Below are 17,673 nucleotides of genomic sequence, written 5' to 3' on the forward strand. Positions count from 1 at the left end.
AGTCAAGCCGTCCGGTCGAGGAGGAGCAGGCATGGCACAGCGGCAGGCGGCCCGGCGCGGCCGGGGCGAGCGGGTGGGACTGAGCAGGCAGCAGATCCTCGACGCGGCGCTCGGCCTGGTGGACCGGGACGGGCTCAAGGGCCTGACGATGCGTTCGCTCGGGGAGGAGCTGGGCGTGGAGGCGATGACGCTCTACCACTACGTGCCGAACAAGGACGCCCTGCTCGACGGCCTGGTGGAGCAGGTGTTCACGGCCGCCACCCCGGCCATGGACGGCTCAGCCGACTGGCGGGCGGCCCTGCGCGCGTATGCCACCGCCCTGCGCGAGGGCCTGCTGCGGCACCCGGCCGTGCTCCCGCTCGCCACCTCCCGGCCCGCCGTCACTCCGGCGACCCTCGACGACATCGAGGCGCTCCTGCGCCTGCTCACGGCCGGCGGATTCCCGCTGGGCCGGGCGCTGCACGCGCTCAACTCCCTGGCGGTGTTCGTGATCGGCCACGCGACGGCGGAAGCCCAGATCATGGTCGGCGCCGAGGAAGCGGGCGGCGCCGACTGGCTGGCCGCGCTGGAGGCGGAGCGGTACCCGCTGCTGGTCCGCGCCGCGAGCGAGGGCGTCGGCGCCGACGACGGCGAGCGGTTCGCGTTCGCGCTCGAGGCCCTGCTGCTCGGCTTCGAGACCCTGCGCTAGCCGGAGACACCTGAAACCAGCCGCCGCCCGTCATGTCGATCGCCGACCAGCGGGCTCTCGGGCGCCGGCCGCCCGCCCCGGCCGCTGAGCGGGTGACCAGACGCTGGCATCCCTCGGGTGATCGCGGGAAGGTGAAAGCCCCGGACCGTTCGAGGAGGCTGACGTGGCGCGGGAGCGGATGGTGCTGGCGGAGGTGCTGGCGGCGGCCGAGACGGCGGCGCCGGTGGACTCCCTGGACGTGGTGGCGCGCGACCTGCGCGAGCGGTTCGGCGCGCGGTACGTCTCCTTCCTGTTCCTCGACCTGGTCGGCCAGAGCGTGGTGCGGGTCGCGGAGGACGCCACCACCCTGCAGGGGCGCGGCACCGAGCGGATCCAGCTCGCCGGCAGCCTCTACGAGCAGGTCCTGCGCACCCAGGAACTGGTCCGTGCCCCGGACGGCGCCGGCGGGCACGGGCACCGCGTGATCGCCCCCGTCACCAACCGCGGCGACGCCATCGGCTTCCTGGAACTCTTCCTCCCCGAAGCCACCGAAGCCTCCGACGCCACCGAAGCCCCCGAGATCAGCGACGACACACTGGAGCAGGTGGAACAGGCGGCCCACGCCCTCGCCTACATCGTGGTCACCGACCGCCGCTTCACCGACCTCTACCACTGGGCCCAGCGCACCGCCCCGGTCAGCCTGGCCGCCGAGATCCAGCGCCAGCTCCTGCCCACCGCACCCTGCTGCGAGGCCGCCCAGTTCACCCTGGCCTGCGCCCTGGTGCCCGCCGAGAGCGTCGCCGGCGACACCTACGACTACGCCCTGGACCGCGAGACCCTGCACCTGTCCCTGACCGACGCGATGGGCCACGACCTCGACGCCGCGCTCATCGCCACCATCCTCGTCAACGCCTCCCGCGGCGCCCGCCGCGTCGCCGTCCCCCTGGCCGACCAGGCCGACCACGCCCACCGGTCCCTCATGGAACACAAACCCGGGGTCCTGGCCACCGGCCAGCTCCTGCGGGTCGCCCTGGACGGCACCGCGGCGCAGCTCGTCAACGCCGGCCACCCGCACCCGCTGAGGCTGCGCAAGGGCACCGTCGAAGAAGTGCTCCTGCGCGCCGACATGCCCTTCGGCATCGAGGCGCAGGGCCGGTACCGGGTGCAGGACATCGACCTGCAGCCCGGCGACCGGCTGGTGCTCTACACCGACGGGATGCAGGAACGCCGCGCGGAGTCCGTCGACCTGCCCGCCCTCATGGCCGCCACCGCCAGTGAGCATCCGCGCGAGGTGGTACGCGCCCTGGTCGCAGCCGTCACCGCGGCCTGCGACGGCAGGCTCCAGGACGACGCCACCGTGATGTGCCTGGACTGGCACGGCCCGACCACCGAAGGACGCCGCGCCCACGCCGGAGCCAACATCTAGAGCCGCGTGGTCGTACCGGGGGGCGCGCCCCCGCGGCGTGTCCCAGGGTGGACGGGGTCGGGACCCCGGCCTCAGGTGCCCGGGACTCCGGGCGCAGCAGCATGGGCGTATCCCGCAGGACGCGTTCCCACCGACCGGGAGCCCGTCCGGAAAGGCAACACCATGGCAATCGTGGGCCAGTCCAACTGGCGCTACTGCAACAAGTGCTTCGGTCTCTGGTTCAACGGGAACCCGACGAACGGCGTCTGTCCGGCCGGCGGCGCGCACACCTCCTCGGGAAGCTTCGACTACCTGCTGGCGGCGAACGACTTCCGGGGCGTCGTGGCCGCGGACGCCGAGGAGGCCGCGGCGGGCGAGGACAGCTGACGCGCAGGCCCGTCGAGCCGGACCGTGTGACCGCGAACCCCCGGTTCCCCGGTTCCCCGGTTCCCTGGTTCCCACGGTGAACGGGGGAGCGGGGGAGCGCGGGGTCAGCCGGGGATGAGGCCGTCGTCGCTGAGCATCTCGCGCACCTCGTCCAGGGTCGCGTCGGGCGCGGGGAGGATCAGTTCGGAGGGTTCCAGGGCGTCGTCGGGCAGCGCGGTACCCAGGCTGCGCACGGCGTCCAGAAGAGCCCCCAGGGCCCTCCTGAAGCCTGCTTCGTCGCCCGACTCCATCTCGTCCAACAGTTCATCGTCGAGCTTGTTCAGCTCGGTGAAGTGGGCGTCGGCCAGCTTCACTTGGCCCTCGCCCATGATGCGAACGATCACGGCGGTCCCCATTCTGTGAGTGAGTGGTGCTCCCGGCCGGAGCGGCTGGAGCACTGCCCATCCCATCGCCTCCTCTGCCGATGGCCCGGCGTGCGCGGCGCGTGGCGGACGCCGTTCACCCGCACGGGCACCGACCGGGAGGCGGAGGGGCTGGGCCCGTTGGTGCTGCCCGCTCCGACCCTCCGACACGACGGACGCGGTGTTCCGGCGCCGTCTCACGCCGGGACGCCCCGCCGGAGCCGCTGGATATAGTGACCGCGTTGGAGCGGTGAAGGGCGGGGGCCATGACTGCGAAGGTGGAGAGCTTCGATCGCCTGATCGAACCGTTCCGGACCGAACTGCTGGCGTACTGCTACCGGATGCTCGGCTCGGCTCACGACGCGGAGGACCTGGTCCAGGACACGTTCCTGAGGGCATGGCGGGCGCGGGAGCGGTACGACGAGACCCGCAGCTCACTGCGCACCTGGCTGTACCGGATCGCGACCAACGTCTGCCTGACCGCCCTGGAGGTCCGCGGCCGCCGGCCGCTGCCGTCGGGTCTGGTGGCCGCGTCGCACCCGCTCGGGCCCCTCGTCCGGGACGAGAGCGCCGTCTGGCTCCAGCCTTTGCCGGACGCGCTGCTGGCCGCGGGCGATCCGGCCGCGGCCGTCGTCGACCGCAGCAGCCTGCGGTTGGCGTTCGCCGCCGCTTTGCAGCATCTGTCGGCGCGTCAGCGCGGAGCGCTGATCCTGCGTGACGTGCTCGGCTTCTCCGCGTCCGAGGCGGCAGACATCCTCGGCGCCACCGTCGCCTCCGTGAACAGTTCCCTGCATCGGGCGCGTACCCGGGTGCAGGAAGTCGAGGCCCAGCCGGAACGTCTCAGCGAGCCGTCCGCGGCCGAGCAGCGCGCCTGGGTCGACCGCTACATGAAGGCGTTCGAGCAGGCCGACGTCGAGGGCCTCAAGCGGCTGCTCACCGAGGACGTCATCATGGAGATGCCGCCGATGCTCAACTGGTTCGCCGGCCCCGGCAACTACGGCCTGTTCATGGAGTGGGTCTTCCAGGCGGCCGGAACGGACTGGCGCCTCACCGCGGTCACGGCCAACGGCCAGCACGGATTCGCCGCCTACCGGCGCGTCGGCGACGGATACGAACTGCACACCCTGCAGATCTTCACCGTCACCGCCGGGGGCATCAGCCGGAACTCGGTGTTCCAGGACTCCGCGGTCTTCGCCTCCTTCGGTCTGGCCGCCGAACTCGGCCTCGGAGAATTCCCCGCCGCGGACGCGAACAGTTCCAGCCCAGCCGCCGGTATGTACTGACGAGTTCGCCGGAGCACCCGGGCGAACCGCTCACAAGGGAGACTCCGATGTCAGACAACCGTGCGGCAGACGCGGCCGCCATCCAGGCCGTCCTGGTCGACTCCTACCAGGCATGGGAGGCCGGCGACGCCGACGGGATGGTCGCCGACTACACCGCGGACGCGACCGCCGTCATGACCGGCTCGCTGCGCGACAGCCGCGATGTCATCCGCGACAGCATGGCCCTGGCCTTCGCCGGGCCCCTCAAGGGCACCTCGACCTACAACAAGCAGCTCAGCCTGCGCTTCGTCGGCAGGGACGCCGCGATCGTGATCAGCGAATCCGGCATCCTGTTCGCCGGCCAGACCGACGTGCCGGACTCGGGCAAGGTGAACGCGACGTGGGTCTTCGAGAAGCGGGACGGCCGGTGGCTGATCGCCGCCTATCACAACAGCCCGGTGCTGGCGTGATGGAAACCGAGCCCTTCGCCGTAAGAAGCCGCTGCCGTACCGATCACGGTGGGCATCGGTTCGAGCGGGGAGCCCCGGTGGGGTGATCTGCGGCTGGTGCGCGCATGAAGGCAGGGCCTCCTGGTCAGCTCCGGATCGTCGAGGTCCGATGCCCAGGAGGCTCTGTGCCGCAGGCGTGCGCTGTCCTGTCGGTGGAGTCCCGGCCCCCTGCGGGTCGGCTGCGCGGACGTCCTCACCACGCCCGACGGCACCCTCACCACCTCGCTGCGCCTCGGGGTGTCGCCGGGTCTGGTGAAGCACGAGGGCTCCCGGCCGATGGCCGAGGTCGCCGAGCTGCTCGCGGACGCTCGCGCAGGTCCTCGGCGAGGGATGTCACGGGCCCTCGCCGGGTCACCCGCCCAGCAGGTGCAGAATCGGTTGCCCCAGGGCCCCGAGCCAGCCGGCGACGCCGGAGAGCGCCGAGAACAGTCCGGTGCCGGCCGCCACCGCGGCTCCGGCCTCGCGCAGCAGGCGGGTGACCCGGGCGAGCCGGGCGGCGACCACCTCCCGATCGGGCTCGGGCCGGGCGGCCTCCTGGTCGATCGCGTTCAGCTCGGTCTCGACCAGCGGCGCGACGGCGGGCGGCAGCTGCTCCCGGCCGACGGCCTCCCGCAGGGTGCCGAGCAGTCCGGTCAAGTCCGCCGCGCCGACGGAGATCGCGCCGGACTGCCCGTCGTGGACGTGCTGGTCGTGCGCGACGTTGTTGACCACCCCGGCCTGTTGACTTCCGATGTTGAAGACCATGGCACTCGCCTCCCGTGGCCACTGGACACCGGCCACCACTGGAACTGGACATGTGGGCGCCAGGGAGCCGGGCCACCGGGCGCGGCTAGGTGTAGGACCCGTACTTCTGCTCCTGCTGGGACTGCCTCTGCTCGAAGCGCCGCACCCGCACGATGGCCACGATGTGCAGGGTGATGCCGACGACGAGCAGCACGACGCCGGCGATCGACGTCCCGAGGCCGAGCCCGCCGACGGGTACGCCGCCGGACTTCGCGTGGACCAGTTGGGACAGCAGGGGGTCCGTGTTCTCGGGATCCACGCCGTCCATCGCCCAGCCGGACACCCCGGCACCGATCAGAAGCAGCAGCAGGCCCACCAGGACCAGGTGCCGGGCCCTGGTGTGGAGGTCCGCGATCCGACGGAAGAAGATCTCCCGCCCCTTGTCCCCGACCATATAGGTGTACTGGTTGTAGTACTGGTTGCCGGCGACATTGCTGAGGTTCCCGTGGGCCAGCTGTCGTCCGACGTCGTAGCTCGGACCCGGTCGCACCGACGGCGGCTCGGACGGCTTCGGCGGCGGTGCCGTCGGTATGGGCGGTACTCCGGACGGCTTCGGCGGCACCTTGGACGCCTCGGACTCGGACTTCGGCCGGACCCGGGACGCCTTCGGCTGCGCCTCGGACCCCTCCGACGAAACCCGGGACACCTGCGAGGACGGCTCCGTCGCCTCGTCCGGACCGGCGGACCGCATCGGAGCGTCGGCAGCCGGACGGCCCCCCGGACCGACGTCCGGCTCGGACGCGGGACCGGCCGCTCCGGCCGCTTTCGCGCTTTCGGCGGCCGCCTCCGTCCCCTCGGCCGCCGCCTTCAGCAGGCTGACCGTCCGGTCGGCCGCCCCCACCCCGCGCCCCGGGCCCGGCACCACCACGGTGGCGTCCGTGTCGCGCGGCTCCTCGTAATGCACCTCGAACGGCCCGAAGTCGATCACGTCCCCGCTCTGCAGCACCTTCTGCCCGTGCACGGGGTGGCCGTTCAGCAGGGTGCCGTTGGTGGACGCCAGATCCTCGACCGTGGTGTGCCCGTCCGACCACCGCACCACCGCATGGCGCCGGCTGACCTCGGGATCACCCACGTGGATCTGACAGTCCGGGCCCCGCCCGACCAGCAACGGCCGATCGGCCAGCTCGTAGACCCGGCCGCGCAGCCCTTCCGGGCTGTCGACGACGAGTCTCGGTAAATCCTGTTTCTGGGGAGTGGGTCGCATCGCACGACCTCCTGCCGAAGAACCCTCCTTTCCAGTAAAAGGCCGCCACCCCGTCACTGCCCACCCCTACCGGGGCGGTCATGGTGTCCTTCGAGATCCTCACGCCGGACGACCGGCCGCCCCGGCGCGAGCCGCGCCGGTTCCGCCATGGGGGAGGCCCTGTACTGCTCGCCTCGTCCGCCTGCGCCAGCCCCGACAGGCCGCGGGCTGCCGCCGGGTGATGCGCCCGGTCGTCAGGGTGATCGCGGCCCAGGTGATCAGCGGTTCGGAGTGCTGGACGAGGCGGGCGCCGGTCTGACGGCGGGGGTCCGAAAAACCGGTTGCGGGGGAGCGCGGCCCCAGATCACGATGTGCGGCATGTACCTGTGCTGACGACTGCCACGTGGCAACTCACCCCAAGCGATCGACCTCTGCGCCGGGCCACCGGCCGCGCGCCGAGTCGATGACGCGCGCGCTCACGCGATCGACCGCCCTCGGCGCTCGGCCATGCCGACATGTCCCGAGGCGATGAGACGCGTTGCCGCGAGTTGCCACGGAGAGACACGACCTGTCGCGCGATCGACCTCGGGACGCCCGCCATGCGGCCGTCCGCCCCGAGGCGATGACACGCGCCTTTGTGAGCACTCGTCGGAACCCAGGAGCCCCGGCCGATCCAGCCGATCCGGCCTGCGCGCGTTCCTGCTGAACCAGGAAACAGACCACCATGCATACCGAACGCAAGGCCCGCTGGGCCGTGCGCCAGTCCGCGCTGCCCACCGTCGTCCGCAGCTGCCCGGACTGCTCCAGCACGCGGCACCGGCCCTCGGGCAAGATCCGTGTCAACGCCAATGGCAAGCTCCTCGACGTCTGGCTGCTGCTCAGCTGCGCGGGCTGCGACCGGACCTCGAAGGTGCCCGTCCACGAGCGCGTCCACACGTCGTCGCTGGAACCCGCTCGCCGGGACGCGTACGAGAACAACGACCCCGCCGTGGTCCGGGAACTGACGATGAGTGCGTCACTCGCCGCCAAGAACGGCTACAGCCTGGACTGGAGTGGCACCTGGCAGCTGGAGGCACGCACGCCGCTCCACGCGATCGACGATCCGACCCCGCTGACGGTGCTGGTGAGCTTCGAGCTGCCGGTCCCGGTACGGGTCGAACGCCTGCTCATGTCCGGCCTCGGCCTCAGTCGCAGCCGGGTCCGCCGGATGGTCGCGGACGGCCGCATCCGCCTGCCGCTCGCCCCCGACGCCAAGACGAGCCGCGACTTCGAGCTGACGGTCCACGCTCCGGCGGCGACCCTGGCTCAGCTCGCGAATCCGGTCGCAGCGACACGGCGGGAGACGGTGCGCGCACTCGGCATCGCCGACGCCGTCGAGGCGCCCCTGCGCCTGTCGCGCGCGGTGTCCGGGGCGTAGGCCGACGCCTCGGTGCGCCCACCAAGTCGTCCTGGAAACCGCGGTGTTGTGCCCTGCATGCGGGAGACGGGGCGGCTTTCCCGTGATCGGGTGTCAGGGGCGCGGTCGGTCGTGGACCAGGGTGTCGGGCGGTCCCGCCGTGCAGCGCGGCGGCGGGACCGCTGACCGGTGCCCGCGCGCCGCCGGTGCGTGCGGGCACCGGTTTCGGGGGTTAGTCGAGGGGCCCGCACAGGGCGGGTGCGGTGGCTTCCTGGGGCAGGGCGGGGTTGAGTTCGCTGGGCCCGAGGACGTTGTCGTACTTGCCGTTGTGGTTGTAGTCGATGCCGTGGATGACGACGACGGCGTTGTCGGCCCTCACCTGCTGGGCGACGTCGCTGGTGAGCTGGATCGTGCGGGAGTAGTGGAACGTTCCGGTGGAGGGGAAGCGGTCGACGGCCAGGGCGCTGGCCGGGCTGGTGTCGCCGCGGGTGGTCAGGGAGGTGCCGATCGGCCCGTAGTCGGCCAGGCCGTCGGTGGTGCTGATGGCGCGGTGGCCGTAGTGCAAGGTGGCGTCGTCGGTCTCGGGGCACTCGCCGTTGCCCTTGATGTGGATGTGCATGGCGTGGGGGGCGAGCCGCCGCCTTCGACCCGTGCCGGGCCTGTCTGGGCTGCTGTCGGGGCCGGCGTGAGTCAATAGCGGGGCGCTCGCGCTGGTCGGGGACCTGATCCAACGGTGCTGACGGTCAGTCGGCGGGAGGTCCGCGTTCATCGGCGGCGGCAGGGTGAGGTCAGAGAGCGAGGCCGTTCCAGACCGTGCGCACGCCGTCGAGGTAGACGCCCTCCCAGTCCGACGCGATGGACCAGCCGGGCAGCTCGGTGCGGTCTCGATGGGTCAACTCGATGCTCACCATCCCGTGCATGGCCGCCCAGAGCAGGTACGCGCCGCGCTCGGGAGCGGCCTGCGCGTCGGCCTGCGCAACTGCGGCGGCCAGCACCCCGAAGGTGTTCTCCAGGGCTCGCGCCCGGAGGGCCGGGCCGGGGTCGAATTTGGGCACGGCCTGCTCGAACATGAACGCGTAGCGTGTGGGGCCTTGGAGCGCAAAGATGCGGTAGGCCAGGGCCAGGGCCCGTACGTCCGTGAAGGCGTCCCCGGTGAAGGGCACCGCGCCGAAGGCGTCCCGCAGCATGTCGAACGCTCGCTCGTAGAGCGCCTGCAGCATGCCCGTACGGCCACCGAAGCGGCTGTAGACGCCCATCGTGGAAGAACCGGCCTCCTCCGCGACCCGACGTACCGTCAGGCCGGCCGGGCCGTGCCCGGCGACCACCCGCAGCGCGGCCTCGATGAACTGTTCGCGCAGATCCTCGCCGTCAGCCATGGCACGCGCCCCTCTCCAGATCTTTCCGAAGCATTACAGACCCGACTCGCCGCAACGTCACGAGCCCTCCGGGACATACGTTATTACAAGCGTTATCGCCTACTGCCGGAGGAACCATGCCCACGCACACCCTCTACCGACTCGCCGGCTGGGCGGGGACGATCTCCGCCGCCATCCTGATTCTCAACAGCGCCCGGCGCGGCGCGCTGATCCCCGACAACCTGGCCTTCACCCACGCGCTCGCGCCACTGGCGGAGGCGTTCGGGCTGCTGCTGATCACCGGCCTGTACCTCGCCGACCGGCAGCGGTCCGGCACCCTGGGCGTGGTCGGCTACACGCTCAACTTCCTCGGCATGGCCGGGCTCCTCGGCGTGGAATACATCCTCAACCTGGTCTTCCCCGAGCTGGCCGAGGCACAGATCGCCTCCCTTCTCGGCGGCCTGACCGGCGCGATGTTCAAGGCCTCGTCGATCGTCTTCCTGCTCGGCGCTGTCATCCTCGGCGCATCGATGTGGCGCGCCGGCCAGGCACCCCGCCTCGCCGTCGCGGCCTACGTGCTCGGCGCCACCCCCGTCGCGCTGCGCGGCGTGCTCCCGGCCGCCACGTTCCCGCCCGGCCTGATGGTGATGGCCGTCGGGGTCGCCGGCCTGGGCATCTTCCTCGTCAGGCGCGCACCGCGCCTCACGTTGCAGGAGGCCGCAGGCAGGCCGTCGGCCAAGGTCACGCGCAACGCTCGCCCGGCCTGAGCCGGCACGCACGCGCGGCCCGGCCGGAAGTCGGGCCGCGCGTGCGCACACAGCTGGGCGCCCGTTGCCGCCTCGAGGCCTTGGGTAGGCCGGAGGCCGCGGCGCCGGCGGCCAGGACGGGAGATCTCACCCCTGCGGTCCTGCTCGTCGGTGCCGTGCCCGCAGGACCACGGCGAGCCGCCGGTGGATCCCGATTCCTCGGGTCCACCGGCGGCTCGCCGTGGTGTGGTCGTATCCGGAGAAGCGGGGCGGGCCGCCACGGCAGGGCCTGTGGCAGACGATCGACCCGGTCGTCCGGTGCTTTCGGTGCTGGTGCCGCCGACGTCAGCTGTGGGTCGGCAGCACGTAGTAGCAGTAGCTCGCGTACGCCCCGAAGCCGGTGTCCCAGTTGTAGCTCTGCCGGATCGACTCGTCGATCTGCTGCCACAGCACCGTGCCGGTGTCCGGGCCGACCACGCCGTCGGGTTCCAGGTTGAAGTCGCGCTGCAGCTGCTGGAGCGCCCCCAGCGTGGCCGGGCCGAACTCGCCGTCCGACGAAATGAGGTCCGCGCTGGTCCGCCGGTTGATATGTGCGTGGTCGATGGCCTCCTGCACGCAGTAGGTCGCCAACCCGCTCGCGCCGTAGCGGATGTACGGCACTCCCGGCTTGGCACTGGCCGTACCGGCCGTGGCCGCCAGCACCGCAGCAGAAACCGCGGCCACCGTACTGACCGACCGTGCCCGCCTGCGTATCGACATGCGCTTCTCCTTGGAATGACTGCCGGCGGACAAAATCGTCGTCCCCCCTGAGCTGCCGAGGCGATCCCCCGTGACGGAACGGCATTCCCCCGTACGGCAACCCGCACCGTCTCGTCTCGTGACGTACCGTCTCGTCTCGCCTCGCGGACACCATGTTCCCCGCGCAAGACGATCACGTCAAGACGGCACGTGACGTCTCGTGGAATACTCCGAACATGCCGCCAGCCCCGAATCCGGACCTCCGCAACCAGCGCTCCCACCGCGCCATCCTCGACGCCGCCCTCGACATCGCCGTCCGCGACGGCTACGCCCGGGTCACCATCGAAGGCATCGCCCACGCCGCCGGGGTCGGGAAACAGACCATCTACCGCTGGTGGCCCAGCAAGGCCGCCGTCGTCCTCGAAGCCCTCAACGAGCGCACCGGGCCCTTCTCCGGCGTCCCGGACACCGGCGACATCACCGCCGACATCACCGCCGCCGCACAAGGAGTCATCCAGGCCCTCGGCACCGACCTCGGAACCATCTGGCGCGGCCTGGTCGCCGACGCCCAGAGCGACCCCCGACTCGCCGAAGACCTCCGCACCGACTTCCTCGAACCCCGCAACAAGGCCTGGCAGGACCGCCTCGACCAGGCCGTCGCAGCCGGCGAACTGCGCACCGACGTCCCGCCCGGAACCATGGTCGAACTCCTCTTCGGGCCCATCTACTACCGCCTCCTGCTCGGAACCGGCCCGCTCGACCCGGACGACACCGCCGCCCGCATCGACTACCTCCTCAACGGCCTCAAACTGCGCTGACCGAAGGAGAACCGAGCCATCGAACCGTGAGGCGAACCGAGCGGACCAGCGACTGATGATCACCGGAACTCGGCGGGACACATGCGCCGCCGGCCCCGGTGAGGCCGGGCAGCGCCGGGTGCTGCTGCCGGATTCGGCCCCCGCGCCAGGCGGAGGGTGACAGCCGTCGCAGAGCGGGGGCGGGACGCCACCGAAGCCGCGGCGGCCGGGGAGGGGCGGCGCGGTGCATGGTGGCGCCGCTCCTGATTCATCTGCCGGTGTGCGGAGGTAGGAGGAGTTCTGCGAGCAGGCCGCCGCCGGGGGCGGGGGAGAGTCGGGCGGTGCCGTTGTGGAGCTCGGCGACCCATTTGACGATGGCGAGGCCGGTTCCGGTGCCGCTGCTCGCGGCTCCGGTGACGCGGCGTTCGAAGACGCGGTCGCGGTCCTCGGCCGGTACGCCGGGGCCGTGGTCTCGTACGGCGACGCGGCCGGCGGTGACGCTCACGTCGACCGGGGTTCCGCCGCCGTGCCGCAGCGCGTTCTCGACGAGGTTGCGGACGGCCTGCGCGAGCAGTTCGGGGTCGCCGTCGACGATGGCGGCTTCGGTGCTGACGGTGACGCCGGTGCTGTCCGGCAGTTCCTCGACGGTTTGCTCGACCAGTTGGTCGAGCCGCAGCGGGGTGAGCTCGACTTCCTGGGTGCCGGCCTGGACGCGGGCCCGGGCCAGCAGCCCGGTGACCAGCCGGCCCAGACGGTCGACGAGGCGGAGCGCTTCGTCGACGGCCGCGGGCGCGCGGGTGGGGGAGGCGCTGCCGCTTTCAACGACCAGGCGCAGGGCGGCCAGTGGGGTACGGAGCTCGTGGGCGGCTTCGGCGAGGAACTGTTCCTGCTGGTCGAGGCCGCGCAGCGCGGGTCGCATGGCCCGTCCGGACAGGAGGTGCCCGAGGGCGGCGGCGGCCAGCACCAGGGCCGCGCAGCCCAGGGCGAGCCAGTGGACGAGACGGTCGTGGGCGGCCTGGCTCTCGGCGGGGTCGGCTCCGACCAGCACGGCGGCACCGATCCGATCACCGTCCCAGACGGGAGCGGCGGCCCACTGGACCTCCCGGCCGCCGGCCTCCAGGGTGACGAAGACGGTCTCCTGGTCGTGCTCCACCTGTTGCCAGATTTCGTCCAGACCGGCCTGGTCGGGAAGAGCGGCACGCGCGGGCGCGCGAAGAGTCCGGGGCCGGCCGGGCGCCGGTGCCTGCAGGACGGCGAGCCGCTCTGCGCTCTGGGCCAGGTCGTCCTCGCTCAGGGCGTCGAGGTGCAGGACGCCGGCGTCGAAGTAGACCGTGCGGGCGAGGCCGTCCGCCCGCCGGCCGACGCCGTTGTCGAGATCGTTCGTGCGGGACCGGGCGTCGGTGCGCACGGCCACGACCGCCAGGACCAGCAGACACAGGGCGGTGGTGGCGGCGAAGAGCAGGGTCGTCGCCCACCGGGCCCGGCGCAGGCGTGCGACGGCGGGGCTGGGCGGCGTCACAGGTCGGTGGCGGGGTCGGCGAGTCGGTAGCCGACGCCGCGGACGGTCGAGACGAGGTCGGGCGGGCCGAGTTTGCGGCGCAGCTGGCCGATGAGGACGTCGACGACGTTGGAGAGCGGTTCGGCCTGCTCGTCCCAGCAGCGTTCGATGAGTTCGGTGCGGGTGACCACCTCGCCGGCACGCAGCATCAGCACCTCCAGGACCGCGAACTCCTTGGCGGTGAGGGTGAGCAGCACACCGTCGCGCCGCACCCTGCGGCGGGGCAGGTCGAGTTCCAGGCTGCCGACGCGTAGCTCGGGCAGCCGTGCGGGCTGGTCGCGGCGGCACAGGTTGCGGACCCGCGCGTTGAGTTCGGCGAAGGCGAACGGTTTGACGAGGTAGTCGTCGGCGCCGTGCTCGAACCCGGCCACGCGGTCGCCGACCGCGTCGAGGGCGGTGAGCAGCAGGACGGGCAGGGTGGAGCCGGCCTTGCGCTGGGCCGTGAGGAGGGTGAGGGCGTCCCCGTCGGGCAGGGTGCGGTCGGCGACCAGGCAGTCGTAGGTGTTGACCGCGAGCTTGACGTCGGCGTCGGCGAGGTCGGTGGCGAAGTCGACGGCGAAGCCCGCCTCGCGCAGGCCGCGGATGATGACGGGGCCGAGTTCGGGGTCGTCCTCGAGGACAAGTACACGCATGGCGGGCGAGCCTACTGGGTCGAAAACCGCACGAACGCCGGGGTGATCACGATCGGGAGGTGATGACCGCCCGGCGAACCAGCACTCACAGGCGGTCCCCGGGTGCCGTTCGCGCCTCATGATCGCTTCATGGACCGACCGGCAGTCTGTGGGCATGGCAAAGATTCGTCTGCGTAAGCGCGTCATCGGCATGACTGCGGCTGGCCTGGCGGCCACCGTTGTCGCGGTCTACTGCGTCCAGTCCGCTCAGGGCGCGGACGCCCTCGCGGCAAGCGATCCGCGCGCGGTGGTGCGCGTTGACCAGGTCGGCTACACCCCGGGTGAGGCCAAGCAGGCCTACCTGATGACCTCCGTCTCCGCGGCCAAGGCGTCCTTCCGCGTCCTCGACGCCTCCGGGAAGGAGATCCTCAAGGGCAAGGTCGGATCCTCCACCGGAGGCTGGAACAGCACCTACAAGGCCGTCCACACCCTGGACCTGTCTCCGGTGACCGAGCCCGGCGACTACCGGGTCGAGGTGTCCGGGCCCGTCAAAGCCGTCTCCCCGCCGTTCCGCGTCGCCGCGGCGGCCGACCTCTTCGGCAAGCTCATCCAGGACAACGTCCGCTTCTTCCAGGCCCAGCGCGACGGCGCCGACGTGATCCCCACGGAACTGCGACGCAAGCCCTCCCACCTGGCGGACCGCCAGGCCACGGTCTACGACACCCCCGCGTACGCGGAGGACGAGACGGTGCTGATCGCGCCCCTCAAGCGCGTCGCCGGCCCGGTCGACGTCTCGGGCGGCTGGAACGACGCCGGAGACTTCCTCAAGTTCACCCACACCGCCTCCTACTCCACCGCGAACCTCCTGCTCGCGCACCGCGCCACCCCCGTCGGCGGCAAGGAGCTGGCCGCCGAGGCACGCCACGGGCTGGACTGGCTCGACAAGATGTGGGACGACACGTCGCGCACCCTCTACGTCCAGGTCGGCCTCGGCAAGGGCGACACCGCCGACGGCAGCGGCAAGATCCGCTCCGACCACGACGTGTGGCGCCTTCCGGAAGCCGACGACGCCCTCGACGTGAAGCCCGGTGACCCCGACTACCTGATCAAGCACCGGCCGGTCTTCCGCGCCGCGGCCCCCGGCAAGCCGATCAGCCCGAACCTCGCCGGGCGCGTCGCCGCCACCTTCGCCCTGGCCGCCCAACTCGACGCCGCCGAGGACCCCGAGCGGGCCCACGAGGAACTCGAGAAGGCCGCCCACATCTACGCCCTCGCGAACACCAGCCCCGGCGACCAGCTGGTCACCGCCTTCCCGCACGGCTTCTACCCCGAGGCGTCCTGGCAGGACGACATGGAATTCGGCGCCGCCGAACTCGCCCTCGCCGCCAAGGCCCTGGGAGACAAGCGCGCGGCCGCCTGGACCGGGCAGGCCGCCCACTGGGCCAAGCAGTACATCACCTCGGACAGCCTCGGCACCCTCGGCCTCGGCGACGTCAGCGCCCTCGCCCACGCCGACCTCGCCCACCTGCTCGACGACGGCGCCCGCACCGAAGTCACCCGCGAGCAACTCGCCGCCGACCTCAAACGCCAGCTCGACGACGGCAGCGCCCGCGCGGCCCGTGACCCCTTCAGGGCCGGCGCCGTCTACACCGACTTCGACTCCGTCCCCCACACCTTCGGCCTCGCCGCCACCGCCCACCTGTACCAGCAGATCACCGGGGACTCCCGCTACGCCGCGTTCGCCACCCAGCAGCGCAACTGGGCCCTGGGCGCCAACGCATGGGGCTCCTCCTTCGTCATCGGCGCCGGAACCACCTTCCCGCACTGCCCCGAACACCAGGCCGCCAACCTCGCCGGCGACCTCGACGGCGACGGCGACATCCTCCTCGGCGGCGTCGTCAACGGCCCCAACGCAGCCGACAAGCTCAAGGACCTCAACTCCTTCCCCACCATGCGCACCTGCCCGACCAACCAGGGCAACCCCTTCGCCGCGTTCGACGGCCGCGGCGCCGGCTTCATGGACCACGTCGGCGCCTGGCAGACCGTCGAATCCGCCGACGACTTCACCGCCACCGCCCTGCTCGCCTTCACCCTCGCCACGGCGGCACCCCAGGACACCGGCAGCAAGCCCAACTGACAGCACAGCGCCACAGCCTGCCTGTCCATGTGGCGTAGGCGGGTGGAGCAGGCCGGAACCGTTCGCGGGACCGTGCTCGTTCGCCGCGCGTTCCCGCCGGCGACCGGGCTCAGCCCAGGGGCTGGTTCGGCACCAGCAGGCGGGAGAGTTCCTCCGCGATGGGTGTGGTCAGGTTCTGCGCCTGCTGGTCGGACGTCGGCGAATACGTGGCGGAGACCGCGATCGACAGGTCCTCCGACGGCAGGTACGCCATGATCGCGGCGTAGCCGGACAGGGAGGGGTTCTGCACGACCCAGCCGTGCACGATGAGCGCGGACATCCCGAAGTGGACGGCCTCGGTCTGCGGCATGCAGACCTTCGGCGGGCATGTCGGCGTCGCCTGGCCGAGCCCGACGGTGCCCGGGTCGAGCAGGGTCCGGTAGCCCTCGCGCGAGAGCGTCTGCCCCGAACCGATCCCGGCGCCCGCCCGGGCGAGGTCACAGATGTTCATGTTGATGACCGCGCCCGGCGCCGTGGTCCAGGAGGGGTTCCAGAACGTCGACTCCTCGTAGGTGCCGCGTTCGTGCGTGAAGGCGTGCAGCACGGGGGTGGGGATGTCGGGGGTGTAGCTGTTCGATGTCGCGTGCAGCCCCAGGGGGCGGTAGATGCGCTGCTCCAGGAGGTGGTCGAGCCGGGTGTGGGTGATCCGCTCCAGCGCGAGGCCGAGCAGCTGGAAGTTGGCGTGCGAGTAGCTGAAGTTGGTTCCCGGCTCGTACAGCTGGACGTCGAGGTCCGCGTAGTGGAAGACGTCCTGGGGCGTCCACTGCTTGAACGGATGGGCCTCCAGGTCGGCGAGGAAGCCCTGGTCGGTCACGTAGTCCCGGAAGCCGCTGGTGGTGTCGCCGAGCTCGCGCAGGGTGATCTCGTCCGCGTGGGGGATCTCGGGAAGCCAGCGGGAGATGGGGTCGTCGAGGCTGACCTGCTTCTCGTCGACGAGCTGCAGAAGGATCGTGCCCATGAACGCGATGCCGACCGACCCCGCGCGGAAGCGCATGTCCGGGCGGGCCGGCACCTCGGTCATCGACGGACCGACCGCGCCGGTCCACAGCTCGCGCCCGTGCTGGGTCACCCGGGCGATGACCGCCCGCAGGTTCAGATCGCGCCGCGCGTTCTCGACGACGTCGCGGATGGCGCGGCCTTGGCCGTCGGCCGACTCCGGGGAGGCCACGCACTCGGACCCACGGTGCCTGGCGGCATCGGCGGCATCGGCGGGTCCGGCCGCGCCGGCGATGAGAGGGACGGAGGACACCAGCAACGCGGCGGCGCACAGCAGTGCGGTTCTCTTACGAGTCATGCATCACCATGTCGGCACGGCGCACCGGAAACCGCGCAGGACACCATGACGGCCACTCCGATGGCGCATACCCGGTGACGCACCAGCGCCGCGTCGCTGTCGGCGGTTCGAGTCCGTCGCGTCCTCCTGCCGTGCGGAGGTCTGCTGCTGTGACCTGGGTGGATCACCGATCCGGCAACGGGGGCGCACGGCCCTCGGTACTCGGCGGCGCGTCGGGCTGCCCGTCCGCGTCGAGGACAACGGGAGCCACCGCCAGGTTCCGCTGCTCCTTCTCCGCGTGTCTGGTGCGCGGCGGATGCCGGGAGCATACGGCGGTGGGGGGCCCCCCCCCCCCGGGGGGGGGGCCCCCCGGGGGGGGGGGGGGGGGGGGGGGCCCCCCGGCCGGGGGCCGGGGGGGGGGGCCCG

Annotated in this window: 18 protein-coding genes; 9 read left to right on the forward strand and 9 right to left on the reverse strand. The window is 71.9% G+C overall.

Features of this window, described 5'->3' with window-relative positions:
* Positions 1-31 precede the first annotated feature (31 nt).
* The 3 genes from ACIRD3_RS12610 to ACIRD3_RS12620 all read left to right on the forward strand — a co-directional run bounded on the left by ACIRD3_RS12610 (position 32) and on the right by ACIRD3_RS12620 (position 2,459).
* Entirely contained in the window at positions 32-688 is a 657-nt protein-coding gene (locus ACIRD3_RS12610; protein ID WP_402214670.1) for a TetR/AcrR family transcriptional regulator C-terminal domain-containing protein, read from the forward strand.
* A 163-nt stretch (positions 689-851) separates the two neighbouring features.
* Positions 852-2,093, forward strand: a complete 1,242-nt coding sequence (locus ACIRD3_RS12615) for a PP2C family protein-serine/threonine phosphatase (RefSeq protein ID WP_402214672.1) — start codon at positions 852-854, stop codon at positions 2,091-2,093.
* A 162-nt stretch (positions 2,094-2,255) separates the two neighbouring features.
* Entirely contained in the window at positions 2,256-2,459 is a 204-nt protein-coding gene (locus ACIRD3_RS12620) for a hypothetical protein (protein WP_402214674.1), read from the forward strand.
* A gap of 104 nt (positions 2,460-2,563) precedes the next feature.
* Here ACIRD3_RS12620 and ACIRD3_RS12625 read toward each other — a convergent pair whose 3' ends face one another.
* On the reverse strand, positions 2,564-2,842 hold the full coding sequence (locus ACIRD3_RS12625; RefSeq protein WP_402214676.1) for a hypothetical protein: 279 nt from the start codon (positions 2,840-2,842) through the stop codon (positions 2,564-2,566).
* 284 nt (positions 2,843-3,126) lie between these two features.
* Here ACIRD3_RS12625 and ACIRD3_RS12630 point away from each other — a divergent pair, with 284 nt between their 5' ends.
* Both ACIRD3_RS12630 and ACIRD3_RS12635 read left to right on the forward strand, forming a co-directional pair.
* Positions 3,127-4,143, forward strand: coding sequence for a sigma-70 family RNA polymerase sigma factor (locus ACIRD3_RS12630; RefSeq protein WP_402214677.1), 1,017 nt, complete (start codon positions 3,127-3,129; stop codon positions 4,141-4,143).
* A gap of 47 nt (positions 4,144-4,190) precedes the next feature.
* Entirely contained in the window at positions 4,191-4,592 is a 402-nt protein-coding gene (locus tag ACIRD3_RS12635) for an SgcJ/EcaC family oxidoreductase (protein ID WP_402214679.1), read from the forward strand.
* Positions 4,593-4,982: 390 nt separating this feature from the next.
* On the opposite strand, the gene ACIRD3_RS12640 is transcribed toward ACIRD3_RS12635, so the two are convergent.
* Positions 4,983-5,375: a hypothetical protein gene (locus ACIRD3_RS12640; protein WP_402214681.1), complete on the reverse strand. Its 393-nt coding sequence runs from the start codon at positions 5,373-5,375 to the stop codon at positions 4,983-4,985.
* Positions 5,376-5,460: 85 nt separating this feature from the next.
* Positions 5,461-6,618 carry an FHA domain-containing protein gene (locus ACIRD3_RS12645; RefSeq protein ID WP_402214683.1) on the reverse strand — a complete coding sequence of 386 codons (1,158 nt, stop codon included), beginning with the start codon at positions 6,616-6,618 and terminating at the stop codon, positions 5,461-5,463.
* Positions 6,619-7,321: 703 nt separating this feature from the next.
* Here ACIRD3_RS12645 and ACIRD3_RS12650 point away from each other — a divergent pair.
* Positions 7,322-8,014, forward strand: a complete 693-nt coding sequence (locus ACIRD3_RS12650) for a DUF1062 domain-containing protein (RefSeq protein ID WP_402214685.1) — start codon at positions 7,322-7,324, stop codon at positions 8,012-8,014.
* A 211-nt stretch (positions 8,015-8,225) separates the two neighbouring features.
* Here ACIRD3_RS12650 and ACIRD3_RS12655 read toward each other — a convergent pair whose 3' ends face one another.
* Together ACIRD3_RS12655 and ACIRD3_RS12660 are read right to left on the reverse strand one after the other, a co-directional pair.
* Positions 8,226-8,612, reverse strand: a complete 387-nt coding sequence (locus ACIRD3_RS12655) for a hypothetical protein (RefSeq protein WP_402214687.1) — start codon at positions 8,610-8,612, stop codon at positions 8,226-8,228.
* A gap of 169 nt (positions 8,613-8,781) precedes the next feature.
* Positions 8,782-9,369: a TetR/AcrR family transcriptional regulator gene (locus tag ACIRD3_RS12660; RefSeq protein ID WP_402214689.1), complete on the reverse strand. Its 588-nt coding sequence runs from the start codon at positions 9,367-9,369 to the stop codon at positions 8,782-8,784.
* A gap of 116 nt (positions 9,370-9,485) precedes the next feature.
* Between ACIRD3_RS12660 and ACIRD3_RS12665 the strand changes: the two genes are divergently transcribed.
* On the forward strand, positions 9,486-10,115 hold the full coding sequence (locus tag ACIRD3_RS12665) for a hypothetical protein (RefSeq protein ID WP_402214691.1): 630 nt from the start codon (positions 9,486-9,488) through the stop codon (positions 10,113-10,115).
* A gap of 324 nt (positions 10,116-10,439) precedes the next feature.
* Here the strand turns inward: ACIRD3_RS12665 and ACIRD3_RS12670 are convergent, their stop codons facing one another.
* A complete protein-coding gene (locus ACIRD3_RS12670; RefSeq protein WP_402214693.1) occupies positions 10,440-10,853 on the reverse strand; it encodes a peptidoglycan-binding protein in 414 nt (137 codons plus the stop codon).
* Positions 10,854-11,068: 215 nt separating this feature from the next.
* On the opposite strand from ACIRD3_RS12670, the gene ACIRD3_RS12675 reads away from it, so the two are divergent.
* On the forward strand, positions 11,069-11,650 hold the full coding sequence (locus tag ACIRD3_RS12675; protein WP_402214694.1) for a TetR/AcrR family transcriptional regulator: 582 nt from the start codon (positions 11,069-11,071) through the stop codon (positions 11,648-11,650).
* A gap of 247 nt (positions 11,651-11,897) precedes the next feature.
* Here the strand turns inward: ACIRD3_RS12675 and ACIRD3_RS12680 are convergent, their stop codons facing one another.
* Positions 11,898-13,148 (reverse strand): sensor histidine kinase, encoded by a 1,251-nt coding sequence (locus tag ACIRD3_RS12680; RefSeq protein ID WP_402214696.1) that lies wholly within the window; start codon positions 13,146-13,148, stop codon positions 11,898-11,900.
* Complete coding sequence (locus ACIRD3_RS12685; protein WP_402214698.1) at positions 13,145-13,819, reverse strand: winged helix-turn-helix domain-containing protein; 675 nt, start codon at positions 13,817-13,819, stop codon at positions 13,145-13,147. The genes ACIRD3_RS12680 and ACIRD3_RS12685 overlap by 4 nt, the downstream gene beginning before the upstream one ends.
* A 154-nt stretch (positions 13,820-13,973) precedes the next feature.
* On the opposite strand from ACIRD3_RS12685, the gene ACIRD3_RS12690 reads away from it, so the two are divergent.
* Entirely contained in the window at positions 13,974-15,935 is a 1,962-nt protein-coding gene (locus ACIRD3_RS12690; protein ID WP_402214700.1) for a glycoside hydrolase family 9 protein, read from the forward strand.
* Positions 15,936-16,044: 109 nt separating this feature from the next.
* On the opposite strand, the gene ACIRD3_RS12695 is transcribed toward ACIRD3_RS12690, so the two are convergent.
* Positions 16,045-17,268, reverse strand: a complete 1,224-nt coding sequence (locus ACIRD3_RS12695; protein ID WP_402214702.1) for a serine hydrolase domain-containing protein — start codon at positions 17,266-17,268, stop codon at positions 16,045-16,047.
* Between the last annotated feature and the right edge of the window lie 405 nt (positions 17,269-17,673).

Source organism: Kitasatospora sp. NPDC093550 (assembly GCF_044764985.1).
In the GTDB taxonomy this organism is placed as follows: Bacteria; Actinomycetota; Actinomycetes; order Streptomycetales; family Streptomycetaceae; genus Kitasatospora.